The sequence below is a fragment of the Mesorhizobium sp. RCAM 06353 genome, from assembly GCF_059683585.1.
In genome coordinates, this window is record NZ_CM185031.1 from 2,059,070 (window position 1) to 2,085,178 (window position 26,109).

Below are 26,109 nucleotides of genomic sequence, written 5' to 3' on the forward strand. Positions count from 1 at the left end.
CTCATTGCCGCCACATTGTTGTGGGCGCGGGGCTTCCGATGGCCGTGTTCCGCCATCAGAGGGGCGTCAGAGGCTACGGCCCATCGCCAGATATTTCTCGCGGCGCTGTTCGCGGAAGTCGGTGTTGGCGCCGGCAAATTCCTTCATCGTCTTGGCGATGAGGTCGCCGGTCGCGGCAATAACCGTTTCGGGGCCACGCTGGGCGCCGCCCATCGGCTCGGGAATGATGGCGTCGATGATCTTCAATTGCAGAAGGTCCTGCGCGGTGATCTTCATATTGGTCGCCGCATCCTTCAAGCGGGTGGTGTCTCGCCACAGGATCGAGGCCGCCCCCTCAGGCGAAATCACCGAATAGATGGCATGTTCCAGCATGTAGACGCGGTTGGCGGTGGCGATGGCGATCGCGCCGCCCGAACCGCCTTCGCCGATGACCACCGAGATCGACGGCACTTTCAGGCCAAGGCAGGCTGAGGTCGAGCGCGCGATGGCTTCGGCCTGGCCGCGCTCCTCCGCACTGACGCCGGGATAGGCGCCAGCGGTGTCGACCAAGGTCAGAAGCGGGATCTTGAAACGGTCCGCAAGCTCCATCAAACGCACCGCCTTGCGGTAGCCTTCGGGGCGAACGGAACCGAAATTATGTTTCAGGCGGCTCGTCGTGTCCGAACCCTTTTCCTGGCCGATGATCGCAATAGGCTCGCCGCGAAAGCGGGCAAAGCCACCGACGATCGCCTGGTCCTCGCCGAAATTACGGTCGCCAGCGAGCGGCGTGAAATCGCTGAACAGACCCTTGATGTAGTCGACGCAGTGCGGCCTGTCGGAATGGCGCGCCACCTGCACCTTCTGCCATGGCGTGAGCGCCTTGTAGAGTTCGCGCAGCGCGTCGTGGGAACGCTTCTCGAGCCTGGCGATCTCATCGGCGACATCGACCGCCTCGCCGTTCTCGGCAAGCTTCTTGAGCTCGAGGATCTTGAGCTCAAGATCCTGCACCGGCTTTTCGAAATCGAGGTAGTTGTACATGCTTGAGCGGACCGATATTTCGGAAGGCAAGGACTGCGGAACCGTTGAAACCAAGGCTCCGGGCGGTGAAATGTCGTCCTCACATAGCGATATGAGGCCTAGTCGGCAAGCGGATGATGATCGTTGACCAGCCGCACCAGCCGCTCCTCCAGCACATGGGTGTAAATCTGTGTCGTCGATATGTCGGCATGGCCAAGCAGCTGCTGTACGGCCCTGAGATCGGCGCCGTTCTGCAGGAGATGGCTGGCGAAAGCATGGCGCAGCACATGCGGCGATATCTTCGCCGAGGCAATGCCGGCGCGCGCCGCCAGCCCTTTCAGGTCGCGGGCAAAGACCTGGCGCGAGAGATAGCCGCTGTCGGAGGCTGCCGGAAACAGGAACGGGCTGTCGGCGAAAGCGGGCACCCCGGCCCGTGCGGCAAGCCAGGCGCGCATTGCCGTGCGCGCCTTGGCCGACAGCGGCACCATGCGCTCCTTGTCGCCCTTGCCGCGCACCATGAAGAAACGGTCGTCGCGCTGCGCCACCGTCACCGGCAGGCCGACCAGTTCGGACACACGCAGGCCGGTGGCGTAGAGCACCTCGACCAGCGCATGCAGGCGAAGGGCGGCCAGCCTGTCACTGTGGCCGAGCCCGGCGTCGCCGGCTTCCTGCGCGGCGCGGTCGATCAGCCGCCCGGTGTCGACCTCGCTCATCGTCTTGGGCAGCGGGCGGCCCTTTTTCGGGCTGTCCAGCGTGCCGGTCGGGTCATCCGCGCGCAGGCCCTCGGCGTAGAGGAATTTGAAGAACTGGCGGATCGCCGACAGTTTGCGCGCTTGCGAGGTCGGCGCGAAGCCGCGCGCGGCGATGTCGTCGAGATAGGCGCGGATGTCGGCAGCACCCGCACCGGCGAGCCCGCCACCGATCTCGGTCGAAGCGTCTTCGAGGTCGCGGCGGTAGGAGGACAGCGTGTTCTCGGCAGCACCTCGCTCGGCGCTCATCATTTCCAGGAAGGCCTCGATGCGGGCGGCGCTGTTCATTTCCTGTCGGTCAGTTTTCTTCGGGATTCAGTTTTTCTTTGGGTTCAGCTTTTCCGGCGGGATACGCACGCTCATCTCCGCTTTTTTCGGCTCGACGAACATCACCAGTGCGAACATCGTACCATAGCCAATGCCGGCCAGAATCGCGAGGGTCACGACAAAGCGAAACAGTGTCGGCATCAATTTTCGCCCGTCTTCTTGTTCTGCGTTCCAAACCCTGTGCCCTTATGGGACGCCAATCCGGCCAATTCAAGGAAGAAGCGGAGGCCTGTTAGCAACTTCTGATGCAGGCATCCCATGGTCGATATAGGCTTGACTGTGCTCGGCACGCTTGACGCAAACCGGCTTTTCATGTCGATACGCCGGCAAAGAGGGCCCAAGAAACAGCTGATGAACGCGCACCAGGCAAATCCTCCAGGCGAGACCCACGCCGCGCTGCTTGGCCGGCTGGGCAGCCGGTCCATCGTCTTTGTCGGCCTGATGGGCGCCGGCAAGACGGCGATCGGCCGCAAGGTGGCGACGATGCTTTCGCTGCCCTTCATCGACAGCGACCAGGAGATCGAAAGCGTCTCGCGCATGACTGTTCCGGAACTGTTCGAGCGCTATGGCGAGACCGAGTTCAGGGCCCTGGAGCAGCGCGTCATCCTGCGCGTGTTGGAGAACGGCCCGCAGGTGCTGTCGACCGGCGGTGGCGCCTTCATGAACGCGCAGACGCGAGAGGCTATTGCCGCGCATGGCGTCTCGGTGTGGCTGAAGGCCGAACTCGATCTTCTGATGGAACGGGTTTCGAAGAAGCAGAACCGGCCGCTGTTGAGAAGTGCCGATCCCCGCGCCGTGCTGGAGCGACTGATGGGCGAGCGCTATCCCGTCTACGCGACATCCGATGTCACCGTGCCGACCCGCGACGACCGCAAGGAGGTCATCGCTGCCGAGGTGCTGAATGCACTCTGCCGGCATTTCGGCATCGAGGAAATCGCAGCGACGGGCGAGGTCGAATCGTGAGCGCGGATCAGCCCGTCATCGTCGAAGTTGGCCTCGGCGACCGTGCCTACGACATATTGATCGGCACCGGCCTGTTGTCGCGCGCCGGCGAGGAGATTTCGCGCCGCCTGCCGGGCACGCGTGCCGCTGTCGTCACCGACGAGAATGTCGCCGCCGCGCATCTCGATACGCTGAAGGCCGGGCTCGAGAAGGGTGGCATCCAGCCCACCGTCATCACGATGCCGCCTGGCGAGAAGACCAAGAGCTTTGCCCATCTCGAGGTGGTGGTCGATGGCGTTCTGGCAGCCAGGCTGGAGCGCGGCGATGTCGTCATCGCGCTGGGCGGCGGCGTCATCGGCGATCTCACCGGTTTTGCCGCCGGCATCGTGCGGCGCGGCATGAATTTCGTGCAGATCCCGACCTCGCTGCTAGCGCAGGTCGATTCCTCGGTCGGCGGCAAGACCGGCATCAACAGCCCGCGCGGCAAGAACCTTGTCGGCGTCTTCCTGCAGCCCAAGCTGGTGCTGGCCGACACGGAAGTGCTCGACACGCTGCCGATCCGCGAATTCCGCGCCGGCTACGCCGAACTCGCCAAATACGGGCTGATCGACCGGCCGGAATTCTTCGCCTGGCTGGAAGCGAACTGGGAAAAAGTCTTCGCCGGTGGGCCGGAGCGGGGAGAGGCCATTGCCGAAGCCTGCCGCGCCAAGGCCGATGTCGTCGCCCGCGACGAGTTCGAGACCGGCGACCGCGCGCTGCTCAACCTTGGCCACACATTCGGCCACGCGCTCGAAGCCGCCACGCAGTATGATGGAACCCGGCTCGTCCATGGCGAGGGGGTGGCCATCGGTGTGGCGCTGGCGCATCGTTTCTCCTCGCGGCTCAATCTGGCCAGCCCTGACGACGCCGCGCGCGTCGAGACGCATCTGCGTGCCGTCGGCCTGCCGTGGCGGATGGCCGATATCCCGGGCGACCTGCCCGATGCCGAAGCGCTGCTTTCCTTCATCACCCAGGACAAGAAGGTGTCGCGCGGCGCGCTGACCTTCATCCTGACGCGCGGTATCGGCCAGGCCTTCATCGCCAAGGACGTGCCGGCCTCGGAAGTGCTGTCGTTCCTCAGGGAAAACCACCCAGCCAACGGGAAAGCCGGCTGAGATGGAGACCGGCTGGGTTGTCGTCGCCGCCGTCCTTGCCATCCTCATCCTGCTGGTCATTGCCGTGCGCAAGCGCCTGCTTGCCATGTTCGGCTATGAGCTGTCGCGCATCGAGCCGCAGCGCTCGAGCCAGGACGAGTTGCGCGGCGCGGTCGACGATTTCCGCCGCGACGGCCAGGTGGTGCGCGAGGACCGCGACCGCATCGGCGGCTTGTTCGATCTCGAAGAGCTCGAAGTCTCAGACATCATGGTGCATCGCACCAACATGCGCTCGGTCAATGCCGACAATGCACCGGAAGCGGTGGTGCGCGAGATCCTGCAGAGCCCGCACACCCGCATGCCGCTGTGGAAGGGCTCGCTCGACAACATTGTCGGCGTGCTGCACGCCAAGGATCTGCTGCGTGCGTTGAATGAAGTCGGCAACGACTTTTCCAAGATCGACGTGATGAAGATCGCCTCGAAACCCTGGTTCGTGCCCGACACCACGACCCTGCAGGAACAACTCAACGCCTTCCTGCGCCGCAAGGCGCATTTCGCAGTCGTCGTCGACGAGTATGGCGAGGTCGAGGGGCTGGTGACGCTGGAGGATATCATCGAGGAGATTGTCGGCGAAATCGCCGACGAGCACGATGTCGACATCCAGGGCGTCAAGCAGGAGGCCGACGGCTCCGTCGTCGTCGACGGCAATGTGCCGATCCGCGACCTGAACCGGGCGCTCGACTGGAACCTGCCGGACGAGGAAGCGACCACCATTGCCGGCCTCGTCATCCACGAGGCGCAGTCGATCCCCGACGAGAAGCAGGCCTTCACCTTCCACGGCAAACGCTTCATCGTCATGAAGCGCGACAAGAACCGGATCGCCCGGTTGAGGATTAGGCCGGTCACGTAACGCAAATCCAGGAAAAGTGTGAACGGTTTCCGTCCGGAATTGCGTCAAACAAAGTGCTGTCGGGACGTTACCAATCCTTCATTGGAACTTCGCGGCGTCCCGGTGCATTTTGCGCCGGGCGTTCAGGAGAACATGATGATCGATCGGCGAACCCTGCTTCTGGCTTCGATGGCGGCTTTGCTGCCGGCCACGACGTTTGCGCGCCAATCGTCGCCATCTCCCAAAACCTTCGACTACGGCCCGGCCAAGCTCGATATCTACGCCCCTGATGGCGCGAAAGACCCGCCCGTGGTGTTTTTCGTCCATGGCGGGGCCTGGGAGTTTGGCAAACGCAGCCAGGTGGGCGCCAAGCCGGCTTTCCTGCTCGCCAATGGCTTCTGTTTCGTCTCGATCGACTATCGCATGCTGCCGCAGGCTGATGTGGCCACTCAGGCCAATGACGTCGAAAAGGCCTATGCGTATGTCAGGGCCAACATCGCCGGGCATGGCGGCGACCCCAAGCGCATTGTCGGCATGGGCCATTCGGCCGGTTGCCACCTGATCGCCCTGACCGGCATGCGTGGCGGATTGCCCGGCGTCGCCGGGCTGCTGCTCGACGATACCAGGGCCTATGATCTTGCGGCGCTTGAGAAAAATGGTGGCATGGTCCGGGCCTATGCCCGGGTCTTTTCCGACCCTGCGCAATGGGCGGCACTTTCTCCCGCCAGCTTTGTCGACGGCCGCAAGCATCCGCCGACTTTCATCGCTTACTCCAGGGCGTCCGGCCGTGGCGAGGATTCGAAAGCCTTTGCCGAGCGCCTGCGCGCCACCGGTACCAAAGTCACCCTGTTTGACGGCAGCGCCTATACGCATATGTCAATCAATCACGATTTCGGCGAAGATGGTGATGCGCTGACGGCGGCTGCGCTGACATTCCTGAAATCGACGGTCGGCTGATCCCGGCGACTTCCGCTCGCCTATCCCTGCAACTGGATCATGCCAAAAGCGGCGGCGGGTTATTGCCGTGCGGATATCCGTGGGTGCAATTGGTCTTCGTGAATGGGAGAAGAATTGCATGAATGGCGCCGATGTTCTGTGCGACGTGCTGCTGGCCAATGATGTGACGGTCTGCTTCGCCAATCCCGGCACATCCGAAATGCATTTTGTTGCCGCGCTCGACCGCAAGCCTGAGATGCGCTGCGTGCTCGGCCTGTTCGAGGGCGTGGTGACCGGTGCCGCCGACGGCTATGCGCGCATGACCGATCGTCCGGCCGCGACTTTGCTGCACACAGGCCCGGGCCTGGCCAACGGGCTGGCCAACATGCACAACGCCCGCCGCGCCAGGACGCCGATGATCAACATCGTCGGCGACCATGCCTCCTACCATCTGCCGCTCGATGCGCCGCTGACCAGTGATATCGAAGGCCTGGCGGCGCCGATGTCCAACTGGGTTCGCCGCATCGCGGGGCCAGCCGACGTTCAGCCGGCCACGGAGGAGGCTTTCCGCGCCTCGCTGACGCCGCCCTGCGTCACGACGCTGATCCTGCCGGCGGATGCTGCATGGGGTGGCGCTGCCCCGGCATCGCCGGGCAAGGTCGTCCTTTCACCGCCGCCTGCGATCGACAGGGATGCCGTGCGCCAGACCGCCGCTGCGATCCGAGCCGCTCCGGGCCGTGTCGGCATGATCGTTCGCGGCCGGGCGGCGCGGGCCGATGCGCTCGCGATTGCCGGCCAGATCTCGACGGCCTGCAATGTCCGCCTGTTCAGCGAGGTTTTGATCGCGCGGATGCACCGCGGGCGTGGGCGTGTCGCGCCAACCCGCATTCCCTATCCAATCGATGCGGCGACGGCGTTGCTCAGGGATATCGACGTTCTGGTGCTGGTGGGCGGCAAGGAGCCGGTCGCGTTCTTCGCCTATCCGGGAAAGCCGGGCCGGCTGGTTCGCGACGACTGCCAGGTGCTGACGCTCGCCGCTCATGGTCAGGACCTGCATGCTGCGCTGGAAGCGCTTCGCGATGAGCTCGGCGTCAAGCCGTCGCAACAGACGGTGTTCGCGACCGCTTTTCCGGACGAGGCTGCGCCGAGCGGCAGACTGACGGACGACGCCATCGCGCTGTCGGTGGCGCGCAAGCTGCCGGACAATGCGATCGTCTGCGACGAGGCGGTCACTTCGGCGCGGCGCTTCTTCGCGCTGTCGGCCTTTGCCGCGCCGCACGATTACATGATGGGCACCGGCGGATCGATCGGCGGCGGCATTCCGATGGCAACCGGCGCGGCGATCGCTTGCCCCGACCGCAAGGTGATCAATCTGGAGGCCGATGGCAGCGGCATGTACACGGTGCAGGGCCTGTGGACGCAGGCGCGGGAAAATCTCGACGTGGTGACGATCGTCTTTGCCAACCGGACCTATGCGATCCTGCATGGCGAGATGCGCAATGTCGGTGTCAATGCGATAGGCGAGAACGCCAGGCGCATGCTCGACCTCGACCATCCCGCGCTGGACTGGGTGTCGCTGGCCAAAGGCATGGGCGTGGAGGCGGCGCGTGCCGACACGTGCGAGCGGTTCGACGCACTGCTGGACAGCGCCTTGTCGCGGCGCGGGCCGTTCCTGATCGAAGCTGTGATCTGACCGCCCAGTTCAGCGAGAGTGGATCTGGCCTACCAGCGGGTCTTTTCACCAGGTGCCGCCGGTTCGATCGCCAGCGCGTGCACACCGGCCTTCAACTCGTCGGCCAGCAATTCGTTGACGGCGCGGTGGCGGTCGATGCGGCTCATGCCGGCAAAAGTGGATGAGACGACGCGGACGCGAAAATGCGTCTCGCCGGTGCCGTCATAGGCGCCATGATGGTCGGAGCCGTGATGATGGTGGCCGGCGTGGAGATGGCTTTCGTTGATGATGACCATTCGCTCCGGCGAAAATGCCTTGTTGAGCTTGTCTTCCATGGTCGCCTGTATGGACATCGCCGTCTCCCTTCACCACATATGGCTGGCGCACCAGCGTGAAAACCGGAAACCGGTTTCACAAGGGGGGCCGCTGTTTCGCAACTAAATTCGCCATTCGCCTGCTTTAAGCCGCGATTCAGCGGTTAGGGCGATGATCGCGAAAATGTCAATTCTTGTTTCGCATCTGCGAACGCCCCATAAATGGGTTAGATGAAGCCGTATCCCAAATATTTCGAGAAGATTCGCGTCCGCCCCGACAAGGACGCGGAGCTGAAGTCGCACTCGCCGATTTGCCAGTGGGATGGCTGCAAGGAAGCGGGCACCCATCGCGCGCCGGTCGGACGGATGAAGGAGGGCGAGTATTTCCGTTTCTGCTTCGACCATGTGCGCGAATACAACAAGGGCTTCAACTATTTTTCCGGCGTGCCGGACACCGAGGTCGCGCGCTTCCAGAAGGAAGCGATGACCGGCCATCGGCCGACCTGGAAGATGGGCGTCAACGGCGCCTCGACGCGTTCGTCGCCCGATATGGCGCAGATGCGCTCCGGCCGCGCCGGCTACTACAACCGCATGCGCGACCCGTTCGACCTGTTCAAGGGACCGAAGGATCCGCGCGAGGCGCGCGAGCGCAAGGCCAAGCCGCTTGAGGCCAAGGCGCTGGAAACGCTTGGCCTTGATACAAAGGCGACTGGCAAGGATATCAAGGCGCGCTATAAGGAACTGGTGAAACGTCACCATCCGGATGCGAATGGTGGCGATAGAGGTTCGGAAGACCGGTTCCGCGATGTGCTGCAGGCCTATCGCGTGCTCAAACAGGCGGGCCTGTGCTGAGCGACCCTATGGTTTGTGTCGTTTTCCAACTTTCATAAGGTTGGAAAAGGCTTTAAGACCGCCCCCGAACAAAATCGATTGCCGGCGAAACGGGACGTTTCGCCCGTGGAGACGTTGAGAGATATGAACAAGGTCGATCGCGACATCGCCAACCTGCCCGACACGACGGTGTCGGTGAAGGAGAAATTCGGCTTCGAGTCCAAGATGGTGGTGCCGGCCTATTCGGTAACCAGCGAACATGTGCCTGACATTGATCCGGACTATCTGTTCGACAAGGCGACGACCTTGGCGATCCTCGCTGGCTTTGCCTACAACCGCCGCGTCATGGTCTCGGGCTATCACGGCACCGGCAAATCGACCCATATCGAACAGGTCGCCGCCCGCCTCAACTGGCCCTGCGTGCGCGTCAACCTCGACAGCCATGTCAGCCGCATCGATCTCGTCGGCAAGGACGCGATCGTCGTCAAGGACGGCTTGCAGATCACGGAATTCCGCGACGGCATCCTGCCATGGGCCTATCAGCACAATGTCGCGCTGTGCTTCGACGAGTATGACGCCGGCCGCCCGGACGTGATGTTCGTCATCCAGCGCGTGCTGGAATCGTCGGGCCGGCTGACGCTGCTCGACCAGAGCCGGGTCATCCGTCCGCATCCGGCGTTCCGCCTGTTCTCGACCGCCAACACGGTCGGCCTCGGCGACACCACCGGCCTCTATCACGGCACCCAGCAGATCAACCAGGCGCAGATGGACCGCTGGTCGATCGTCACCACGCTGAACTATCTGCCGCACGACAATGAAGTCGCCATCGTGCTGGCCAAGGCCAAGCACTATCGCGACAGCAAGGGCAAGGACATCGTCAACAAGATGGTGCGCGTCGCCGACATGACGCGCTCGGCCTTTATCAACGGCGATCTGTCGACTGTGATGAGCCCGCGTACCGTCATCACCTGGGCCGAGAATGCCGAGATTTTCGGTAATATCGGCATGGCGTTCCGGCTGACCTTCCTCAACAAGTGCGACGAACTGGAGCGCTCGGTGGTGGCCGAGTTCTACCAGCGCGCCTTCGGCGAGGATCTGCCGGAAAGTGCTGCCAACGTGGTGCTGGGCTAAGCAGGGTCTCGATGGCGGGTCCGGGCGACAACACGCGCAACAAGTCGAAGACGGGGTCTGAAGCAGACAGCTTCAAACGAGCCGTCACCGTCTGCATGCGCGCCATTGCCGGCGACAAGGAGCTCGAAGTCGGCTTCGCCAAGGACAGGCCGGCGCTCGCCGGCAGCCGCGCGCGTTTGCCCGAACTGCCGAAGAAAGCGTCGAAGACCGACATCGCGATCACCCGTGGCCTCGGCGATTCCATGGCGCTGAAGCGCGCCTGCCATGATGTACGCATCCACACCAAGCTGGCGCCGGAAGGCAAGGCCGCCCGTGCCATCTATGACGCGGTCGAGCAGGCCCGCGTCGAAGCGATCGGCAGCCGCGCCATGCAAGGCGTCGCCGACAATATCGGCTCGATGCTGGAGGACAAATACGCCAAGGCCAATCTGGTCGATGTCAAGGACAAGGCGGACGCGCCGATCGAGGAAGCGCTGGCGCTGATGGTGCGCGAGAAGCTGACCGGCCGGCCGATCCCGAAGAGCGGCGAGCGGCTGGTCGAACTCTGGCGCCCCTGGGTCGAGGAAAAGGCCAAGGCCGACCTCGATGGCCTGTCGGCCAAGCTCGGCGACCAGCAGGCCTTCGCCCGCGTCGTGCGCGAGATGCTCGCCTCCATGGAAATGGCCGAGGAACTCGGCGACGACCAGGAGACCGAAGACTCCGAGGACAATGACGACAACCAGCCGCAAGGCGAGGAGCAGAGCGAGGAAGGCGGCGAAGAGGATTCCGGCTCCGAGCAGTCGCAGTCCGAGGATGCGGAGGCCTCGGCCGATGACGAGCAATCGTCGGAAACCGAAGCCTCCGACGCCACCGCCGACGATCTGTCCGACGATGACGACGCCGATGCCGAGACGCCCGGCGAGGCTAGGCGCAACGACAATCCCTTCACCAATCTGCCAAAGGAAATCGACTACAAGGTCTACACCACCGCTTTCGACGAGACGGTTGGCGCCGAGGAGCTTTGTGAAGAGGAAGAGCTCGACCGGCTCCGTGCCTTCCTCGACAAGCAGCTGGCCAATCTGTCCGGCGTCGTTGGGCGGCTGGCCAACCGGCTGCAGCGCCGGCTGATGGCGCAGCAGAACAGGTCCTGGGATTTCGACCTGGAAGAGGGCTATCTCGATCCGGCGCGGCTGGTACGCGTCGTCATCGACCCGATGCAGCCGCTGTCCTTCAAGCAGGAACGCGACACCAAATTCCGCGACACGGTGGTGACGCTGGTGCTCGACAATTCGGGCTCGATGCGTGGCCGGCCGATCACGGTTGCCGCCACCTGCGCCGACATATTGGCACGCACGCTGGAGCGCTGTGGCGTCTCGGTCGAGATCCTCGGCTTCACCACGCGGGCGTGGAAGGGCGGCCAGGCGCGCGAGAAGTGGCTGAAGGACGGCAAGCCGCCGAACCCCGGCCGGCTCAACGATCTGCGCCACATCATCTACAAATCCGCCGACCATCCGTGGCGTCGGGCACGGCGCAATCTCGGCCTGATGATGCGCGAAGGCCTGCTCAAGGAAAATATCGACGGTGAGGCGCTGCTGTGGGCGCACAACCGGCTGATCGCACGCCCGGAGCAGCGCAAGATCCTGATGATGATCTCGGATGGTGCGCCGGTCGACGATTCGACGCTTTCGGTGAACCCGGGCAATTATCTCGAACGCCATTTGCGGGCCGTCATCGAACTGATCGAGACGCGCTCGCCGGTGGAACTGCTGGCCATCGGCATCGGTCATGACGTCACGCGTTATTATCGCCGCGCCGTCACCATCGTCGATGCCGAGGAACTGGCCGGCGCCATGACCGAGCAACTGGCTTCGCTGTTTGCCGAGGAAAGCGCCCGCGACACGCGGCGTGGCGGCATGCGGCGCGCCGGATGATCTTTTCGCGCGGCGGGTTTCGGCAGGCGCTTTTCGCCGTCATCGCCCTGCTCGTCGGCGTCGCTTCGGCGCCAGCCGGTTCGGTTGGGTCGGCTCCAGTTGAGCCCATCGAGGTTTCGGCCCGCCCGATCACCGAATTCCGTATTGGCCGCACCGACAAGCAGTTCGGTCCGCTTGAATTCGTCGGCGGGCTGGAAATGACCTCGCCGTCGCGCGATTTCGGCGCGCTGTCGGCCTTCCGGTTTCTGAAGGCGGGCAGCGATTTCGTCGGCGTAGCCGACACCGGCTACTGGTTCTTCGGCACGTTGGCCCGCGACGCCGACAAGCGGCCTATCGGCATCCAGAACTTTCGCATGCAGCAGATGGTCGATCAGAGCGGCCAGCCGATCGACGAGAAATGGGAAGTCGATGCCGAAGGCCTCGCGGTGAAGGATGGCATCGCCACGGTCGGTTTCGAGCGCAACCACCGCGTCGCCCAGTTCAGGATCGACCCTAGTGATATGAAGGCGCCGTTGCGGCAGCTGGATTTCCTGGTGCCGGCGCGGGAGCTGCGCCAGAACCGCGGCTTCGAGACCGTCACCCATGCCAATGCCAATGGCCAGCACCAGGGCGGTCTGGTCGTGGTCTCGGAAAAGAGCCTCGACAAGGCGGGCAACATCTATGCCGCCATCATCGAAGGGCCGCACAAGGGCGTCTTCACCGTCAAGCGCAACGGCGACTTCGACATCACCGATGGCGCCTTCCTGCCGGATGGCGACCTTTTGCTGCTGGAGCGCAGCTTTTCGATGGCTGGCGGCCTCAAGATGCGGCTACGGCGCATCTATGGCGAGAGTGTCGAGAAGGGCGCTGTCGCCGACGGGCCGGTGCTGCTGGACGCCGACATGGGCTACCAGATCGACAATATGGAAGGGCTCGACGTCTGGACCCGCGACGACGGCGCGCTGATGGTCTCGCTGATCTCCGACGACAACCACTCGATCCTTCAGCGCAATCTCTATCTGGAATTTATCCTCCACCAGGATTGAGCGGCGCGCCAACTGCGAACCTAACGGCTGGTTCGATCTGGTCGGACGCCTTCCCCACTCCGTCGCTGCTTCGCAGCGCCACCTCTCCCCCTCCGGAGGGAGAGGAAAGGCGCCAGCCGGAATCGCTTGGCACCTTTGCTCTCCCCCGTCGATCGGGAGGTGTCGAGCGCAGCTCGACGGAGTGGGGGTCGACTGTTCGTCACTCGATCTACGCTGATCAAAACACTTTAGTTCAGACTTGACTATTCATGCGATCGGCGCAATACTCAAGTCCATGCTTAACTATTCCGAGATCGACAGCATCCTTCGCGCTCTGGTCGAGCCGACCCGCCGGCAGATCCTGGAACGGTTGAGCCGCGGACCGGCCACCGTCAGCCAGCTGGCGGAGCCGTTCGGCATGACGTTTGCCGCCGTACTGCAGCATCTGCAGGTGCTGGAGGCCTGTGGGCTTATCCGCAGCGAAAAGATCGGGCGGGTGCGCACCTGCCGGATCGAACCGGGCGGGCTCGCCCCGCTCGCCGACTGGATTGCCGAACGCCGCATACCGGCGGAACGCCACCTCGACCGGCTTGGCCAGATCCTGGCCGAGATTGACCCATCCCCAAAAGGCCCATCCCCCAAGAAGAATCAGGAAAAGGACGAACAGCAATGAACCAGATCGCCCCCGTGAAGGACGAGCATTCCGTCATCCACTCCACATTCACCATCGAGCGGACCTATCCGCAACCGCCTGCCAAAGTCTTCCATGCCTTTGCCGACAAGGCCACGGTGCGGCGCTGGCGGGTCGACGGCGACGGTTTCACCATCGCCGAATTCAGCTTCGATTTTCGTGTCGGCGGCGGCGAGGTGTCGCGCTTCAGCTATGGCGGCGGCCCGGAGGTCAGGCTCGACGCCCAGTTTCAGGACATCGTTCCGGACCAGCGCATCGTGTTTTCCTACAGGATGGCAGTCGGGTCGCAGCCCATGTCGGCGTCGCTGACCACGGTGGAGCTGACACCCTCGGGCAACGGCACCAGGCTGACCTATACCGAACAGGGCGCCTTCTTCGACGGCGTCGATTCTGCCCAGGGGCGGGAAGAGGGGACCCGGGGCCTGCTGGAGGCCCTTGGCGCCGAACTGCAGAAGTCAAACTAAACCTGAACGCCACCAGCGACGGCTTCAGTCAGGACCGTGAGCTGTTGATGGCGATCCAGATGACATGGCGCGCGCCACGCTTGCCGTTGGCGCGCGTGTTGACCTCCTCGACCGCGAAGCCCGCTTGCTTCAGCCGCCTGACAAAGCCGCTGTCCGGCCCCTGCGACCACACGGCCAGCACGCCGCCCGGCTTGAGGGCACTGCGCCCGGCGCCGAGGCCTGCCAGGCTGTAGAGGGCGTCATTGCTCTTGTGGACGATGCCTTCCGGGCCATTGTCGACGTCGAGCAGGATGGCGTCCCAGGCTGCTGGCTTAGACCGTATCAATTGCCCGACATCGGTCTCCTCTATGGTGACGCGGGGATCATCGAGACAGCCGCCAAACACTTCCGCCATCGGGCCGCGGGCCCAGGCGACGACTGCCGGCACCAGCTCCGCGACAACGATTTCGGCATCGTTGCCCAACTCGGCCAAGGCGGCGCGCAATGTAAAACCCATGCCAAGCCCGCCGATCAGGATCCTCGGCTGCCGATGGCCCGTGATCCTTTCACAGGACAGTTTCGCCAGCGCCTGCTCGGAACCGCTCAGGCGGCTGTTCATCAGCTCGTTGGTGCCGAGCATGATCGAGAATTCGCTGCCGCGCCGCTTGAGGCGAAGTTCTTGGGCACCATCCCCGGTCTTTGCCGAATCGAGCTGGACCCAGGGGATCATGATCTTTGTCTGACCATGATCTTTTCCGAAAACCGGCGGCCACTTTTCGGGATCATGGTCTAGGCCGCGACTGCCGGCTGGCTCCAACGGGTGGCGAGCAGCCGATAGGGGATCAATGCCACGATGGCGATGATCAGCTTCACCGAGAGGTCACCGAGCGCCCAGGATATCCAGCGCATGGCGTCGACGTGGAAGACACCCATCAGCGGCGCCGTTTCGAGCGCGAAACTGTCGTTTGGGCCGGCGAAGGCGAAGGCTGCCGAGAAGGCGACGGTGAAGAAGACCATGGTGTCGAACACCGAGCCGACCAGCGTGCCGACGATGGGCGCCCGCCACCAGCTCTGCTGGCGCAGCCGGTTGAACACGGTGACGTCGAGCAATTGCGCGGACAGGAACGCGGCGCCCGAAGCCGCGGCAATGCGCACCAGCCGGTCGGCGGCGGTCTCGAATTCGATCAGGCCATGGCGAAACAGGAAGGGCGGAACGAGGATCGAGCAGACCACTGCCGTCATGAAGCCGACAAAGACGATCCGGCGCGCCACGGCAGGCCCGTAGCGGCGGTTGGCGAGGTCTGTGACCAGGAACGAGAAGGGATAGGTGAAAGCGCCCCAGGTCAGCAGGTCGGCCAGCGACAGGCTGCCGATCTGGCCCTGCATCGGGAACTGCACGAGGATGTTCGACGCCACGACGACAAGCGCCATGGCGGCCACGAAGGGCAAATATCGCGAGAAGGAAGTCATTTTTTTATCCTGGGTAATGGAACCAGCGGAGCATCATACCGATAGGGGCGGTGCTCGCTTCGTAGTTGAGCACCGGATGTCGAACCTTGCGGATCTATCCGATGCCTGCGGCCAACGAGAGGTTGGCCAGAGGCCAACAAAAGGTTGGCCAGGGCGATCGTCCCCCGCCTTTATCTGATGTTACGCAGCGACCCGTTCGGCCAGCTTCTTGGCGATCTGCTTCTTCAAGAGACGCGCGCGCTGCGACAGTTCCTTGGCGTCGGCCTTGGCCAGGAAGGCGTCGAGGCCACCGCGATGTTCGACCGAACGCAGCGCGTTGGCCGAGATGCGCAGGCGCACATTCTGGTTCAGCGCTTCCGAAATCAGCGTCACATTGACGAGGTTCGGCAGGAAGCGACGCTTGGTCTTGTTGTTGGCGTGGCTCACATTGTTGCCGGTCTGGACTGCCTTGGCAGTGAGTTCGCAGGTGCGGGACATAATTCTAACCTTCAATTCTCTCGGGACCTGCCAAACCTTTGTGCCCACGCCGGGTGGCGCGCGGTTCTGGTCAGGCGGCCTTATGGAAAAAGTTGGCGTTCCATAGTTGCATTTCGCCGGGGCGTCAAGCTCCGGCTTCGCCACGGAAGCGCCCGGCATTTCATATTAAGGCCGGATTTCATCCTATAAGCGGTCTCATAGGGACATGCCAGACCGGAGTTGCCCGCCTCCGGCCGAAAATCAAGGATCCGATCCCCGCCATGCCTCGTTCCTCTCACGCCCTTTTCGCCGCACTGGTGATTGCCTTGCCGTCCGCCGCTTCCGCGGCCTCGCCGCAGTCCTTCAAAGGCGAATACACGGTCTCTTTTTTCGGTCTCTCTATCGCCAGATCGACGTTCTCAAGTCACTATGAGAACGGCGCCTACGCGATCGAAGGCAGCGTGACCGCTGCCGGCCTTGCCAAGCTGTTCGACGACACGCGCGGCACGATCTCGTCCAAGGGCACGATTTCAGGCAAAAAGCTGGTGCCGCAGGCATTTCGTGCCGACTACACCTCCGGCAAGAAGGCTTCGGTGGTCGATGTCCGCTTCAACAATGGTGCCGTGACTTCGACGCAGGTTATCCCGGCTCCGGGCAAGCGCGACCCCAAGGCCTGGGTGCCGATTGGCGCCGGCGACCTGGCCGCGGTGCTCGATCCGATGGCCGCCACCGTCATCCATGCCGACAGCCTCGACCAGGTCTGCGGCCGCACGGTGAAGTTCTATGACGGCGAGATGCGCGCCGACCTGACGCTGACCTACAATTCGAAAGGCACGATCTCGGTGCCGGGCTACAAGGGCGACACCATCACCTGCCGGATGGGTTTCGAGCCGGTGGCGGGCTACCGCAAGGGCCGCAAGGCGCTCAACTATCTCAGGAACAAAAGCCGTATGATGGTGACGTTTGCACCGCTCGGCCAAACCGGCGTATATGCGCCGATCCACGCCACGGTGGGAACTCAGATCGGCACCTTGACCATCAGCGCCGGGCGTTTCGAAGCGGTACAATAGGCACGCCACCGAGACAGAAGAGGGCGCGCCACGGGAGAGGACATGGGGCGCGCAACACTGATCGGCTTTTCGGCGGTCGCCATGTGGGCGCTTTTGGCGCTGCTCACCGATGCATCCGGCAAGGTGCCGCCGTTCCTGTTGTCGGCGATCACCTTCTCGATCGGCACCGGCGTCGGGCTTGTCGCACGGCTGTTCATGCCGGCGGCCGACAAGAACCAGAAAATACCGCCGCAGGTTTGGCTGATCGGCATTGCCGGCCTGTTCGGCTACCATTTTTTCTATTTCACCGCTTTGCGCAACGCGCCGGCGGTCGAGGCGAGCCTGATCGCCTATCTGTGGCCGCTGCTGATCGTGCTCGGTTCAGCGCTGATGCCGGGCGAAAAACTGGCGTGGAACCATGTGGTCGGCGCGTTGCTCGGCCTTGCCGGCACCGTGCTGATCGTCACCAAGGGCGGTGGGCTGGCCTTCGATGCGCGCTACGCCTTCGGCTACGCCATGGCCGCCGTCTGCGCCGTGCTGTGGTCGTCCTATTCGCTTTTGTCGCGGCGCTTCCCGTCGGTGCCGACCAGCATCGTCACCTGGTTCTGTGCGGCGACGGCCGTGCTGTCGCTCGTCTGCCATCTGGCGCTGGAGCAAACAGTGCTGCCGGACGGCGCCGGCCAGTGGCTGGCGGTGCTCGGCCTTGGCCTGATGCCGGTGGGGGCCGCCTTCTATGCCTGGGACATCGGTGTCAAGCGCGGCAACATCCAGGTGCTGGGCGCGGCAAGCTACGCGGCGCCGCTTTTGTCGACGCTGGTGCTGATCGCGGCCGGCGTCGCCGAGCCGTCGCTGCGCATCCTTGCCGCCTGCGTGCTCATCACCGGTGGCGCCGCCCTGGCGGCGAAATCGCTGTTCCTGCGCAAGCCGGCGGCAGTCGAGAGCGGAGCCGGGGCATCCGAAAGCGGAGCCCGGGCATGACCATGCCGTTTGCCGGCGGCATCGACGCCAATGCCAATGCGACGCTGATCTTCTCGCTGGTGGCGGCGGTGATCTACGCTTTCACGCTGGGCATGCCGCCGAGCCTCGCCCGCTCGGCGGCAAAGACGCTCGCGGTGGCGATGCTTGCCGTGCTTTCGGCACTGCAAGGCGGCCCGCTGCTGCTGGTCGTGGCCCTTGCGCTCAGCGCGGTCGGCGACGCCTTCCTGTCGCGCGACGGCGAAAAGGCGTTTCTCGGCGGGCTGGCCAGCTTCCTCGTCGCCCACATCGTCTACATCGCGCTGTTCCTGCGCAGCGGTGGCGGATTGGGACTGCTCGGCACCGAATCCTGGCGCGGGGCGATCGCGCTGGCACTGGCGGTGTTCGTGGTCGTCATGCTCGCCGCGCTCTGGCGTCGGGTCGGCCCCAGCCTGCGTATTCCGATCGCGATCTATGTCGTGGCAATCTTGGCGATGGGCATGGCGGCGCTGACCACCAACAGCGCCTGGGTCATCGGCGGGGCGGTGCTGTTCATGGCATCGGACGGGCTGCTCGCCACGGAGAAGTTTCTGGTCGCCGCAATTTCACCGCATCGCGCCTGGATGCGTTTGGCCGTCTGGGTTTTGTACTATGCTGCCCAACTGGCGATCACGCTCCGGTTCCTGTTGGGTTAGGATTTGCCGTCGAATTCGATGAACCAATGCTGATGATGCTCAGTGGTTAGCTACTGTCATTGCGCCAGCATGGAACGCAGTGTCAGGTAAATCATGTACAAGGAAACACCGAGAGAGGTGAGAAGAATCATCATGAGCAATCGCCTCTGAAACGTCGGAACCTCATTCCATTCGCGAAACAACATGCATACGTAGAAAATTGAATACGCTGCAAAGAACACGCTCATTACAAATAGTGCGACAAAGATGCTCTTTGGATAAATAGGTCGGAGCAGAAGGCCTGCTACGCCAACTGCGGAAAAAGCGGCAATGAGCACTTTGTTTCGCATAGGCAGCCGATAATCATTCATATCGGCATGGCCTTGATGGGCATCCGGTGCGTAGCCGGATCGGCTAACATGGCTGGCAGACGTTGGTTGCACCAGAGTTTAAATGGCGCACCTTTCGGGATCATTCTCCTGGCTCCCAGCCCGGTGCGGCCAATTCGAAGGCGGCGAAGTCGAAACCCGGGGCGACGGTGCAGCCGACCAGCGTCCATTCGCCCAGGCTGCGCGCCGATTGCCACCAGCCCGCCGGCACGACGATCTGCGGCCGTTCGCCCGCCGTGAGCCCGATGCCGAGCACCTGCTCGATCACGGACGCGCCTTCTTCCCACATCGACAGCGCCAGTGGCGCGCCGGCATGGAAATGCCAGACCTCGGCCGCATCCTTGACCCGATGCCAGGCCGAAAGCTGGTGCTGTTCCAGCAGGAAATAGATGGCGGTTGAATGGCCGCGCACACCGCCGGCTTCGTCACGAAAGGTCTCCGCGTACCAGCCGCCTTCCGGGTGCGGCTTCAGTCCGAGCGTGGCGATGATTTCTGCTGAACTGGTCATCGGTCGAAGGTGCTCAGAAATTGTCCTTGCGCTTGCGGATTTCGGCGAACACCTCGGCATCCCCGGCCTTTTCCATGCCGAGATGCTTGCGGATCGCGGGATCGTGCCAGCGCAGGAAGGGATTGGTCGACAATTCCTCGCCGATCGTCGTCGGCAGCGTCGGCTTGTTGTCGGCCCGCAGCGCCTCGATCCGGGCGGCGCGCTCCTTCAAGGCTGAATTGGTCGGGTCGACAGTGAGTGCGAAACGGGCGTTGGCGAGCGTATATTCATGACCGCAATAGATAGACGTCGCGGCGGGAAGGGCGGCAAGTTTCTTCAGCGATTCGTACATCACCGGCGGCTTGCACTCGAACAGGCGTCCACAGCCCAGTGCGAACAGCGTGTCCGCGGTGAACGCCACTTTTGATGCCGGCAGGTGATAGGAAACGTGGCCGGCGGTGTGGCCGGGAGTGGCGATTACCTCGATACGCTCCCCGCCGAGATGAAGCACGGAGCCCTCTTCGACGGTTTGGTCGATGCCGGGAATCTTGGCCTTTTCAGCTTCCGGGCCGACGATGCGCAGCTTGAAGCGCTCCTTCAGCGCCAGATTGGCCTCCACGTGGTCCATATGATGATGGGTGGTCAGGATCATCGTCGGTGTCCAGCCGGTGCGCTTGATCGCGGCCAGGATCGACGCCTCCTCGGGGGCATCGATGATCGCGGTCTGCCCGCTTTTGGGGTCATGCACCAGCACGCCGAAATTATCGCTGCGGCACATGAACTGTTCGATTTCGACCGCCATCGCATCTCTCCCTTTGTCGCCGCAGACATAGGGCGCCAGAGGGCGGATGTCATCCACGAGATGACTGAATGTCATTCCCGGAGATGACGAATGTCATCCGCGTATGTGTCAGCTGCCTCCGGCCCTTTGTTGAAACCGGCAGATATCACGGCTACATCCCTGACATGCATTCCGACATCGTCGACCTTCGCTCCTTCTATTCGACAACGCTCGGCCGGTTCGCCGAACGTTCGATCACCATGGCGCTATCGTCGATATGGGCTACTGTCCCCAATGAACGGCTGGTCGGGCTCGGCTATACGTTGCCGTGGCTTGAGCGGTTCGGCACCGATGCCGAGAGGGTGTTTGCCTTCATGCCAGCGACGCAGGGCGCCGTGGTCTGGCCGGCGACGGGGCCGACGGCAACGGCGCTGGTCTTCGACGAAGAACTGCCGCTGGTCGATTCCTGCATCGACCGCATGCTGCTTGTCCATTCGCTCGAACATGTCGAAAACCCGCGCGAGACACTGAACGAGATCTGGCGGGTGCTGTCGCCGGCGGGACGCGTCGTCATCGTCGTGCCCAACCGGCGCGGTGTCTGGGCGCGTTTCGAACATACGCCGTTCGGCAGTGGCCGGCCTTTTTCACGCGGCCAGCTCACCGAGTTGCTGCGCGAGGCGAATTTCACGCCCGCTTCCTGGTCGGATGCACTGTTCTTCCCACCATCGCGGCGACGCTTCATGATGCGCTTCCACAATGTGCTGGAGCGCGCCGGCCGGCGTCTGTGGCCGATCTTTTCCGGCGTCATCGTCGTCGAGGCGCAGAAACGGCTCTATCAGGGTGTGCCGGTGGCCCAGCGCGCGTCTCGCCGCGTCTTCGTGCCGGTGCTGTCGCCGCATGGCGCCACGCGTCTCGGCCGCCGGGCCGAGGCCGCAGGCGCGGCAGGGCCGTCCCACCAGGTGAAACCTTCGTGATCAAGGCGGAAACTTTCCTCGCGCGGCATTTTCCCGACCTATCTGTCTCGCGGACTGGTTGACAGGCGGCGGCTTTCTTCATCCGGTTTCAGCATCGCACCTGAACGCAAGGACCCCTGACATGGCTGATCAACTGGACAATCAGGCCACCGTTCAGCCGGTCGCTGTGGCCAGCAGCCTGCGCGATCAGGTGGCGACGATCAAGCGGGCGCTGGTGGGATCGCCGGTTCGCAAGTGGTTGCTGTGGACGTCGGTCGGCATCATGGCCGTCATCATCGCGACGTCGATCGGCCAGGTCCTGCTCAACAGCTGGAACCAGCCCTTCTACGACGCGCTCGCGCGCCGCGACATGGCGGCTTTCCTGCACCAGCTTCTTGTCTTTGCGATGATCGCCGGCGGGCTGCTGGTGCTCAATATCGGCCAGACCTGGCTCAACCAGATGATCCGGCTGAAGCTGCGCGAGGCGCTGACGCTGGACCTGATCGACCAGTGGATGCGGCCGGCGCGCGCCTTCCGGCTGGCCAATGCCGGCGCCATCGGCGTCAATCCCGACCAGCGCATGCAGCAGGATGCCGCGCATCTGTCCGACCTGTCGACCGACCTCGGCGTCGGGCTCCTACAGTCGCTCATCCTGCTCGTGTCCTTCGTCGGTGTGCTGTGGGAACTGTCTTCGGGCTTCGTCTTCCACGTCAACGGCTGGTCGCTGGCCATACCGGGCTACATGGTCTGGGCCGCGTTCCTCTATGCCGGCATCGCCTCATGGCTGAGCTGGCTGGTCGGGCGACCGCTGATCAGCCTCAACAGCGACCGCTACACGCGAGAGGCGGAGCTGCGCTCCTCGATGGTGCGCGTCAACGAGAATGTCGATGCTATCGCCCTCTATCATGGCGAAGCCGATGCCAGGCAACGGCTCGAACTCGACCTCGGCACCGTGCTGGGCGCCATGCGGCGCATCTACACCGCGCAGATCAACCTGTCCTGGGTGACCGATACCTATGGCTGGATCACGGTCGTGGCGCCGATCCTGGTCGCCTCGCCGGTCTATTTCTCGGGCGATATCAGCTTTGGCGGGCTGATGATGGCGGTCGGCGCCTTCAACCAGGTGCACTCTTCGTTGCGCTGGTTCATCAACAACATCGGCAGCATCGCCGACTGGCGCGCCACGCTGATGCGCGTCGCCGACTTCCGCATCGCGCTCGATGAAACCGATGTGCTGCACGATACCGAAAGGCGCATCACCTTCGATCAAAACGCCAATGGCAGCCTGACCTTCGAGAAGCTTCAAGTGGCCTCGCCGGAGGGTTGCACAAAACTCTCCGACCAGCATGTCGAAATCCACCCCGGCGAGCGCGTCATGATCACCGGTGAGCCGGGCGCTGGCAAGACGCTATTCTTCCGCTCCATTGCCGGGCTTTGGCCCTGGGGCAGCGGAAAGATCGGCCTGCCGGCTGGAGAAACCCTTATCTTTGTGCCGCGCGTGCCGTATTTGCCGGCCGGCACGTTGCGCGACGTGCTCAATCACGCGAACGGACATGCGCCCGCGAGTGATGCCGACATTGCGGCGGTGCTTGCCGAGGTCGGTCTTGAACGGCTGTCGTCGTCGCTCGACCGCGTCGGGCGCTGGGACCATGAGTTGGGCGATGACGAACAGCGCCTGCTGGGCGTGGCCAGGCTCGCCTTGCGGCAGCCGAAATGGGTGATCATCGACGAAGCGATGGATGCGTTCGACGGACCCGCGCTGCGCCGCGTGCTGGCGATGCTGGAAAAGCATCTGAAGGGAGCCACAATCATCAATATCGGGCGCGGCCAGCACAACAATCAGTTCTTCCCGCGTGGCCTGACGATCGTGAAGGATTCCGGCGCGCCGGCGCTGAAACCCGCCCGCGTCAGAGCCGGCGCCATCGATCCGCCGCCGGCTGCCGCCCGCCGCAAGAAGTAGGCTGCTTTCTCTGGTTGCGCTCAAACCTTATTTCGCCGTGATCGCAATGGAAGATTTCCCGAAGAAACAACCCCGGCATTGGCCATGCTTGATGCGCTGCGCCTGCTTGCCTGCCTTGCCTGCGCCCAGGCAGTTCCCGTCGCTTCATCGCCGGATGCGCCGGCCGTTGATGTCAAGCTTGTTTTGGCGGTCGATATCTCCCTGTCGATGGACGAGAAGGAATTCGCCCTGCAGCGCGCCGGCTATGTTGAGGCGCTGCGGCATCCCGACTTCATCCAGGCCGTCCGCTCCGGCAATACGGGCCGTATCGCGCTCGCCTATTTCGAATGGGCAGGCACGGTGCGCGACGACGCGGTCATCAATTGGCAGATCATCGACAGCACAGAGAGCGCCAACCGCTTTGCCGACAAGGTGGCGGCGCGTCCGTTTCGGAGTTTTCGCGGCACCTCGATTTCCACGGCACTTGCCTTCGGCGCCGGGCTGTTCGACAGGACGGATGTCGCCGGCGAACGCAGCGTCATAGACATATCGGGCGATGGCCCCAACAATATCGGCCCGCCGGTCACTGCGACGCGTGATGCGGCAACAGCCAAAGGCATCGTCATCAACGGCCTGCCGATCCTGATCAACCCATCGACGACCTTCAGCCATCTCGACCAGTACTATGCGCAATGCGTGACCGGTGGCCCCGGCTCCTTCGTGCTGCCGATTTATGCGGCCGCCGAATTTTCCACCGCCATCCGGCGCAAGCTGATCCTTGAAGTGAGCGGTATTCAGGACAAGGCGAGGGTCACCCCCGTCGACGCGGACACGCCGATCGACTGCCTGCAAGGCGAACGGGACAGGCGCTTTTTGTCGGATCCGTATTTCCCGGAACTCGACCGTTGACCTTGCAACGGATTCAGGCAGGCCGGACGCCGACCTTGTTGCGAAACTCGGTGTAGAGATCGCGGCGCCAACGCCGGCCGCAGACATAGCCGTTGACCAGTTGCGGCAGCGAGTAGCCAAGCTCCTTGGAAGACCGGTTGGCCATGTACCCGGCAAATGCCTCGGGCAAACGGCCCCTGAGAATATCGGCAATGAGCTGGCGCGAGATCATGTAGGGGGGAATGTGCGGATAGGCGTGGGCAATATGCGGGTGCTTGCCCATCAGATTTGCATAGGCTTCGACATAGCCGTCGCGGCGGCCTGAAATCGAATTCTCCGAATTGTGCTTCGTCCAGTCGAGATCTCCGGACAGTTGCGCGCCGAAGCGCCGGGCAAGGCGCAGCAGCAATTCCCGATCCTGCATCCGGGTGATGTCGCTGTCATAGCCGCCAATGGCCAGCAAGGCCTCGCGGCGGGCTGATATCGCCGAGCCGGCGATGAAGATCGTTTGCGCCACAAGCGTCCGCTCCAGCATCGCCGGGCTGACGAATGCCTCGGGGTTGATGCAGTTGGTGGTGCGGCCGCTCTTCAAGGAGACGAACGAACTGAGCAGCACCTGAAGCGTGGGATTGTCATCGAACCAGGCCAAGGTCCGTTCGAGCCGATGCGGCATGTAGACGTCGTCGGAATCGAGAAATGTCACCACCGGCGCCCGCGCACGCTCGATTCCGGCATTCCTGGCAGCGTTGGCGCCTCGCCATTTCGCACCGACATAGATCAGCCGCGGGTCGCTGATGCGGGCCAGCGCGGCCTCAGTGCCATCGGTGGAGCCATCGTCGACGACGATATGCTCGAGCCTCGGCATGCTCTGGGAAAGCACGCTTTCGACGGCGCGCAACACCGTTTCGCGCCGGTTGTGCGTCGGCGTGATGACCGTGATGAGGGGTGCCGTATCCTGGGCCTTGGCCATTCAGCTATGCCCGACATAGAGAGGGAGGTGTTCCGGCTCGTCGCGGACCAGGCCCAGCGCCATGGCCGCCTGGGCAACGAATACCAGCGTGCAAAAGATCATCCCGACGATCAGCGCAAACGGGATTTGCCAGATCGGCATCCCGACCCGCGCCGCATGGGTAAGGATGCGACCGCCCACCCGGCGGGATGTCGAAAACCAGCGCCTAGTTGCCTTCACCACCCGTGCGGCTCGCGACGGCGATTCCAGCGCCACATACTTCCGGTCGGCATCGCGGCCGGTGACCAGCGCGCGCCAGAAGAAAAACCGCCAGCCGCGCGGAGGATAGTGGCTGGCCCGGGCGTCGACCCGGACGAAGTCATGTCCGCTCTCTTTCAATTGGCTGGTGAGCAAGGTGCAGGAAACCTTGAAACCATTGCTGGCGGGATAGGGGTGGCTGGCCAACCAGTCTCTGCGAAAAGCGCAATTGTTGGCGTTCATCGCCCGTCTGGAAGCGAAACGCTGATCCCCGTCGCGCAGCGGAAAGAACCATAGGAGTGCAAAGGCGCGCGAGGCGAAATCGTCGTAGCCGAGATAGGTGTAGCCGTTCACGGCGATCGTCTTGCGATCCTGTAGCGGCTTAAGGAGCGCCGGCAGCCAGCCTGTTTCCATGACCGTGTCGGAATCGCAGAAAATGACGATGTCGCCCGTGGCCAGTCCGATGCCCGCGTTCTTGATCTCATAGTATCGGCTGCCGGTGCTGGCGCTGAAGACCAGATTGGCAACCGCGCCAAGTTGCGGAACAAGCTCGGCGATACGCTGCTGGAGGAACGGCGTCTCGGTCTTCTGCCCGCCGTGAACGACAATAACCTCCGGTTTGGGGTATTGATCGTGCGTCGTTGCGCCGTCTATCTCCCGCGCCAAAGCGCGAAATGAAACGCCAATCTCATCTTCGTTGATGGATTTGGCATTTTCCATTTCGACTACGATTGAATAGGTCTGGGATTTGCGTTCCATGCCCCGCCCAAAGCATTACGTTCGGCGCGACGCTACAAAGAACATCTTCGTGTGTCATCCCACGATGCGAAATGCAGCCGGTCTGAAACGTCGAATTTGAGATTTCGCGCCCCAATAGCAACACGTTAGCAGGTC

29 protein-coding genes are annotated in these 26,109 nt (G+C 63.2%); 17 read left to right on the plus strand and 12 right to left on the minus strand.

The genetic code is table 11. From position 1 onward, the window contains the following. Positions 1–66: 66 nt before the first annotated feature. The 3 genes from AC56QX_RS09720 to AC56QX_RS09730 all read right to left on the minus strand — a co-directional run bounded on the left by AC56QX_RS09720 (position 67) and on the right by AC56QX_RS09730 (position 2,213). Positions 67–1,017: an acetyl-CoA carboxylase carboxyltransferase subunit alpha gene (locus AC56QX_RS09720; RefSeq protein WP_172223486.1), complete on the minus strand. Its 951-nt coding sequence runs from the start codon at positions 1,015–1,017 to the stop codon at positions 67–69. Positions 1,018–1,115: 98 nt separating this feature from the next. Further along, entirely contained in the window at positions 1,116–2,033 is a 918-nt protein-coding gene (locus tag AC56QX_RS09725; protein WP_497115548.1) for a site-specific tyrosine recombinase XerD, read from the minus strand. 27 nt (positions 2,034–2,060) lie between these two features. Continuing rightward, positions 2,061–2,213 carry a histidine kinase gene (locus AC56QX_RS09730; RefSeq protein WP_497115550.1) on the minus strand — a complete coding sequence of 51 codons (153 nt, stop codon included), beginning with the start codon at positions 2,211–2,213 and terminating at the stop codon, positions 2,061–2,063. A 210-nt stretch (positions 2,214–2,423) separates the two neighbouring features. On the opposite strand from AC56QX_RS09730, the gene AC56QX_RS09735 reads away from it, so the two are divergent. The 5 genes from AC56QX_RS09735 (at position 2,424) to AC56QX_RS09755 (ending at position 7,665) form a co-directional block, all read left to right on the plus strand. Next, on the plus strand, positions 2,424–3,035 hold the full coding sequence (locus AC56QX_RS09735) for a shikimate kinase (protein WP_497115551.1): 612 nt from the start codon (positions 2,424–2,426) through the stop codon (positions 3,033–3,035). Further along, positions 3,032–4,168 (plus strand): 3-dehydroquinate synthase, encoded by a 1,137-nt coding sequence (gene aroB / locus AC56QX_RS09740; RefSeq protein ID WP_497115552.1) that lies wholly within the window; start codon positions 3,032–3,034, stop codon positions 4,166–4,168. The genes AC56QX_RS09735 and aroB overlap by 4 nt, the downstream gene beginning before the upstream one ends. Before the next feature lies 1 nt (position 4,169). Then, the gene (locus AC56QX_RS09745) at positions 4,170–5,057 is read left to right on the plus strand and encodes an HlyC/CorC family transporter (protein ID WP_497115553.1); all 888 of its coding nucleotides are present in this window, start codon (positions 4,170–4,172) and stop codon (positions 5,055–5,057) included. A 135-nt stretch (positions 5,058–5,192) separates the two neighbouring features. After that, positions 5,193–5,993: an alpha/beta hydrolase gene (locus AC56QX_RS09750; protein WP_497115554.1), complete on the plus strand. Its 801-nt coding sequence runs from the start codon at positions 5,193–5,195 to the stop codon at positions 5,991–5,993. A gap of 118 nt (positions 5,994–6,111) precedes the next feature. Then, positions 6,112–7,665 carry an acetolactate synthase large subunit gene (locus tag AC56QX_RS09755; RefSeq protein WP_497115555.1) on the plus strand — a complete coding sequence of 518 codons (1,554 nt, stop codon included), beginning with the start codon at positions 6,112–6,114 and terminating at the stop codon, positions 7,663–7,665. A 29-nt stretch (positions 7,666–7,694) separates the two neighbouring features. On the opposite strand, the gene AC56QX_RS09760 is transcribed toward AC56QX_RS09755, so the two are convergent. Next, complete coding sequence (locus AC56QX_RS09760; RefSeq protein WP_497115556.1) at positions 7,695–7,997, minus strand: BolA family protein; 303 nt, start codon at positions 7,995–7,997, stop codon at positions 7,695–7,697. Positions 7,998–8,189: 192 nt separating this feature from the next. On the opposite strand from AC56QX_RS09760, the gene AC56QX_RS09765 reads away from it, so the two are divergent. The 6 genes from AC56QX_RS09765 to AC56QX_RS09790 all read left to right on the plus strand — a co-directional run bounded on the left by AC56QX_RS09765 (position 8,190) and on the right by AC56QX_RS09790 (position 13,989). After that, the gene (locus tag AC56QX_RS09765) at positions 8,190–8,810 is read left to right on the plus strand and encodes a J domain-containing protein (RefSeq protein WP_023776799.1); all 621 of its coding nucleotides are present in this window, start codon (positions 8,190–8,192) and stop codon (positions 8,808–8,810) included. Positions 8,811–8,933: 123 nt separating this feature from the next. Further along, complete coding sequence (gene cobS / locus AC56QX_RS09770; RefSeq protein ID WP_027041764.1) at positions 8,934–9,920, plus strand: cobaltochelatase subunit CobS; 987 nt, start codon at positions 8,934–8,936, stop codon at positions 9,918–9,920. An 11-nt stretch (positions 9,921–9,931) separates the two neighbouring features. Further along, positions 9,932–11,830 (plus strand): cobaltochelatase subunit CobT, encoded by a 1,899-nt coding sequence (cobT, locus tag AC56QX_RS09775; protein WP_497115557.1) that lies wholly within the window; start codon positions 9,932–9,934, stop codon positions 11,828–11,830. Further along, on the plus strand, positions 11,827–12,855 hold the full coding sequence (locus AC56QX_RS09780) for an esterase-like activity of phytase family protein (protein WP_497115558.1): 1,029 nt from the start codon (positions 11,827–11,829) through the stop codon (positions 12,853–12,855). The genes cobT and AC56QX_RS09780 overlap by 4 nt, the downstream gene beginning before the upstream one ends. A 274-nt stretch (positions 12,856–13,129) precedes the next feature. Next, positions 13,130–13,507, plus strand: a complete 378-nt coding sequence (locus tag AC56QX_RS09785) for an ArsR/SmtB family transcription factor (protein ID WP_497115560.1) — start codon at positions 13,130–13,132, stop codon at positions 13,505–13,507. Beyond that, positions 13,504–13,989 (plus strand): SRPBCC family protein, encoded by a 486-nt coding sequence (locus AC56QX_RS09790; protein ID WP_497115561.1) that lies wholly within the window; start codon positions 13,504–13,506, stop codon positions 13,987–13,989. Before AC56QX_RS09785 ends, AC56QX_RS09790 begins: the two co-directional genes overlap by 4 nt. A 28-nt stretch (positions 13,990–14,017) precedes the next feature. On the opposite strand, the gene AC56QX_RS09795 is transcribed toward AC56QX_RS09790, so the two are convergent. The 3 genes from AC56QX_RS09795 to rpmB all read right to left on the minus strand — a co-directional run bounded on the left by AC56QX_RS09795 (position 14,018) and on the right by rpmB (position 15,915). Beyond that, on the minus strand, positions 14,018–14,698 hold the full coding sequence (locus tag AC56QX_RS09795; RefSeq protein WP_497115563.1) for a spermidine synthase: 681 nt from the start codon (positions 14,696–14,698) through the stop codon (positions 14,018–14,020). A gap of 59 nt (positions 14,699–14,757) precedes the next feature. After that, positions 14,758–15,438, minus strand: a complete 681-nt coding sequence (locus tag AC56QX_RS09800; RefSeq protein WP_497115565.1) for a queuosine precursor transporter — start codon at positions 15,436–15,438, stop codon at positions 14,758–14,760. 180 nt (positions 15,439–15,618) lie between these two features. Then, complete coding sequence (gene rpmB, locus AC56QX_RS09805; protein WP_497115567.1) at positions 15,619–15,915, minus strand: 50S ribosomal protein L28; 297 nt, start codon at positions 15,913–15,915, stop codon at positions 15,619–15,621. Positions 15,916–16,175: 260 nt separating this feature from the next. On the opposite strand from rpmB, the gene AC56QX_RS09810 reads away from it, so the two are divergent. Genes AC56QX_RS09810 through AC56QX_RS09820 form a run of 3 tightly spaced genes read left to right on the plus strand, consistent with a single transcriptional unit; the run spans position 16,176 to position 18,592 of the window. Beyond that, on the plus strand, positions 16,176–16,964 hold the full coding sequence (locus AC56QX_RS09810) for a DUF3108 domain-containing protein (RefSeq protein ID WP_497115569.1): 789 nt from the start codon (positions 16,176–16,178) through the stop codon (positions 16,962–16,964). Between the two features lie 42 nt (positions 16,965–17,006). Then, positions 17,007–17,921, plus strand: coding sequence for an aromatic amino acid exporter YddG (yddG, locus tag AC56QX_RS09815; protein WP_497115571.1), 915 nt, complete (start codon positions 17,007–17,009; stop codon positions 17,919–17,921). Continuing rightward, positions 17,918–18,592 (plus strand): lysoplasmalogenase family protein, encoded by a 675-nt coding sequence (locus AC56QX_RS09820; RefSeq protein WP_497115572.1) that lies wholly within the window; start codon positions 17,918–17,920, stop codon positions 18,590–18,592. Before yddG ends, AC56QX_RS09820 begins: the two co-directional genes overlap by 4 nt. 56 nt (positions 18,593–18,648) lie before the next feature. Here AC56QX_RS09820 and AC56QX_RS09825 read toward each other — a convergent pair whose 3' ends face one another. The 3 genes from AC56QX_RS09825 to gloB all read right to left on the minus strand — a co-directional run bounded on the left by AC56QX_RS09825 (position 18,649) and on the right by gloB (position 20,249). Beyond that, positions 18,649–18,942, minus strand: coding sequence for a hypothetical protein (locus AC56QX_RS09825; RefSeq protein ID WP_497115574.1), 294 nt, complete (start codon positions 18,940–18,942; stop codon positions 18,649–18,651). Positions 18,943–19,042: 100 nt separating this feature from the next. After that, on the minus strand, positions 19,043–19,468 hold the full coding sequence (locus AC56QX_RS09830) for a cupin domain-containing protein (protein ID WP_497115576.1): 426 nt from the start codon (positions 19,466–19,468) through the stop codon (positions 19,043–19,045). 13 nt (positions 19,469–19,481) lie between these two features. Continuing rightward, entirely contained in the window at positions 19,482–20,249 is a 768-nt protein-coding gene (gloB, locus tag AC56QX_RS09835) for a hydroxyacylglutathione hydrolase (RefSeq protein WP_497115578.1), read from the minus strand. 164 nt (positions 20,250–20,413) lie between these two features. On the opposite strand from gloB, the gene AC56QX_RS09840 reads away from it, so the two are divergent. The 3 genes from AC56QX_RS09840 to AC56QX_RS09850 all read left to right on the plus strand — a co-directional run bounded on the left by AC56QX_RS09840 (position 20,414) and on the right by AC56QX_RS09850 (position 24,029). Further along, positions 20,414–21,202, plus strand: a complete 789-nt coding sequence (locus AC56QX_RS09840) for a class I SAM-dependent methyltransferase (protein WP_497115580.1) — start codon at positions 20,414–20,416, stop codon at positions 21,200–21,202. 121 nt (positions 21,203–21,323) lie between these two features. Further along, the gene (locus AC56QX_RS09845; protein WP_497115582.1) at positions 21,324–23,141 is read left to right on the plus strand and encodes an ABC transporter ATP-binding protein/permease; all 1,818 of its coding nucleotides are present in this window, start codon (positions 21,324–21,326) and stop codon (positions 23,139–23,141) included. An 84-nt stretch (positions 23,142–23,225) separates the two neighbouring features. Continuing rightward, positions 23,226–24,029 carry a DUF1194 domain-containing protein gene (locus AC56QX_RS09850; protein WP_497115584.1) on the plus strand — a complete coding sequence of 268 codons (804 nt, stop codon included), beginning with the start codon at positions 23,226–23,228 and terminating at the stop codon, positions 24,027–24,029. A gap of 13 nt (positions 24,030–24,042) precedes the next feature. On the opposite strand, the gene AC56QX_RS09855 is transcribed toward AC56QX_RS09850, so the two are convergent. Continuing rightward, positions 24,043–24,978, minus strand: a complete 936-nt coding sequence (locus AC56QX_RS09855) for a glycosyltransferase family 2 protein (RefSeq protein WP_497115585.1) — start codon at positions 24,976–24,978, stop codon at positions 24,043–24,045. After that, a complete protein-coding gene (locus AC56QX_RS09860; protein WP_497115587.1) occupies positions 24,979–25,974 on the minus strand; it encodes a glycosyltransferase family 2 protein in 996 nt (331 codons plus the stop codon). It lies immediately after the preceding gene. Positions 25,975–26,109 lie beyond the last annotated feature (135 nt).

Excerpts from the sequence above, each read along its gene's own strand:
- AC56QX_RS09720 (WP_172223486.1), bottom strand. The coding sequence starts at position 1,017 with ATGTACAACTACCTCGATTTCGAAAAGCCGGTGCAGGATCTTGAGCTC.
- AC56QX_RS09725 (WP_497115548.1), bottom strand. The coding sequence starts at position 2,033 with ATGAACAGCGCCGCCCGCATCGAGGCCTTCCTGGAAATGATGAGCGCC.
- AC56QX_RS09730 (WP_497115550.1), bottom strand. The coding sequence starts at position 2,213 with ATGCCGACACTGTTTCGCTTTGTCGTGACCCTCGCGATTCTGGCCGGC.
- AC56QX_RS09735 (WP_497115551.1), top strand. The coding sequence starts at position 2,424 with ATGAACGCGCACCAGGCAAATCCTCCAGGCGAGACCCACGCCGCGCTG.
- AC56QX_RS09745 (WP_497115553.1), top strand. The coding sequence starts at position 4,170 with ATGGAGACCGGCTGGGTTGTCGTCGCCGCCGTCCTTGCCATCCTCATC.
- AC56QX_RS09750 (WP_497115554.1), top strand. The coding sequence starts at position 5,193 with ATGATCGATCGGCGAACCCTGCTTCTGGCTTCGATGGCGGCTTTGCTG.
- AC56QX_RS09755 (WP_497115555.1), top strand. The coding sequence starts at position 6,112 with ATGAATGGCGCCGATGTTCTGTGCGACGTGCTGCTGGCCAATGATGTG.
- AC56QX_RS09760 (WP_497115556.1), bottom strand. The coding sequence starts at position 7,997 with ATGTCCATACAGGCGACCATGGAAGACAAGCTCAACAAGGCATTTTCG.
- AC56QX_RS09765 (WP_023776799.1), top strand. The coding sequence starts at position 8,190 with ATGAAGCCGTATCCCAAATATTTCGAGAAGATTCGCGTCCGCCCCGAC.
- cobS (WP_027041764.1), top strand. The coding sequence starts at position 8,934 with ATGAACAAGGTCGATCGCGACATCGCCAACCTGCCCGACACGACGGTG.
- cobT (WP_497115557.1), top strand. The coding sequence starts at position 9,932 with ATGGCGGGTCCGGGCGACAACACGCGCAACAAGTCGAAGACGGGGTCT.
- AC56QX_RS09780 (WP_497115558.1), top strand. The coding sequence starts at position 11,827 with ATGATCTTTTCGCGCGGCGGGTTTCGGCAGGCGCTTTTCGCCGTCATC.
- AC56QX_RS09785 (WP_497115560.1), top strand. The coding sequence starts at position 13,130 with ATGCTTAACTATTCCGAGATCGACAGCATCCTTCGCGCTCTGGTCGAG.
- AC56QX_RS09790 (WP_497115561.1), top strand. The coding sequence starts at position 13,504 with ATGAACCAGATCGCCCCCGTGAAGGACGAGCATTCCGTCATCCACTCC.
- AC56QX_RS09795 (WP_497115563.1), bottom strand. The coding sequence starts at position 14,698 with ATGATCCCCTGGGTCCAGCTCGATTCGGCAAAGACCGGGGATGGTGCC.
- AC56QX_RS09800 (WP_497115565.1), bottom strand. The coding sequence starts at position 15,438 with ATGACTTCCTTCTCGCGATATTTGCCCTTCGTGGCCGCCATGGCGCTT.
- rpmB (WP_497115567.1), bottom strand. The coding sequence starts at position 15,915 with ATGTCCCGCACCTGCGAACTCACTGCCAAGGCAGTCCAGACCGGCAAC.
- AC56QX_RS09810 (WP_497115569.1), top strand. The coding sequence starts at position 16,176 with ATGCCTCGTTCCTCTCACGCCCTTTTCGCCGCACTGGTGATTGCCTTG.
- yddG (WP_497115571.1), top strand. The coding sequence starts at position 17,007 with ATGGGGCGCGCAACACTGATCGGCTTTTCGGCGGTCGCCATGTGGGCG.
- AC56QX_RS09820 (WP_497115572.1), top strand. The coding sequence starts at position 17,918 with ATGACCATGCCGTTTGCCGGCGGCATCGACGCCAATGCCAATGCGACG.
- AC56QX_RS09825 (WP_497115574.1), bottom strand. The coding sequence starts at position 18,942 with ATGAATGATTATCGGCTGCCTATGCGAAACAAAGTGCTCATTGCCGCT.
- AC56QX_RS09830 (WP_497115576.1), bottom strand. The coding sequence starts at position 19,468 with ATGACCAGTTCAGCAGAAATCATCGCCACGCTCGGACTGAAGCCGCAC.
- gloB (WP_497115578.1), bottom strand. The coding sequence starts at position 20,249 with ATGGCGGTCGAAATCGAACAGTTCATGTGCCGCAGCGATAATTTCGGC.
- AC56QX_RS09840 (WP_497115580.1), top strand. The coding sequence starts at position 20,414 with ATGCATTCCGACATCGTCGACCTTCGCTCCTTCTATTCGACAACGCTC.
- AC56QX_RS09845 (WP_497115582.1), top strand. The coding sequence starts at position 21,324 with ATGGCTGATCAACTGGACAATCAGGCCACCGTTCAGCCGGTCGCTGTG.
- AC56QX_RS09850 (WP_497115584.1), top strand. The coding sequence starts at position 23,226 with ATGCTTGATGCGCTGCGCCTGCTTGCCTGCCTTGCCTGCGCCCAGGCA.
- AC56QX_RS09855 (WP_497115585.1), bottom strand. The coding sequence starts at position 24,978 with ATGGCCAAGGCCCAGGATACGGCACCCCTCATCACGGTCATCACGCCG.
- AC56QX_RS09860 (WP_497115587.1), bottom strand. The coding sequence starts at position 25,974 with ATGGAACGCAAATCCCAGACCTATTCAATCGTAGTCGAAATGGAAAAT.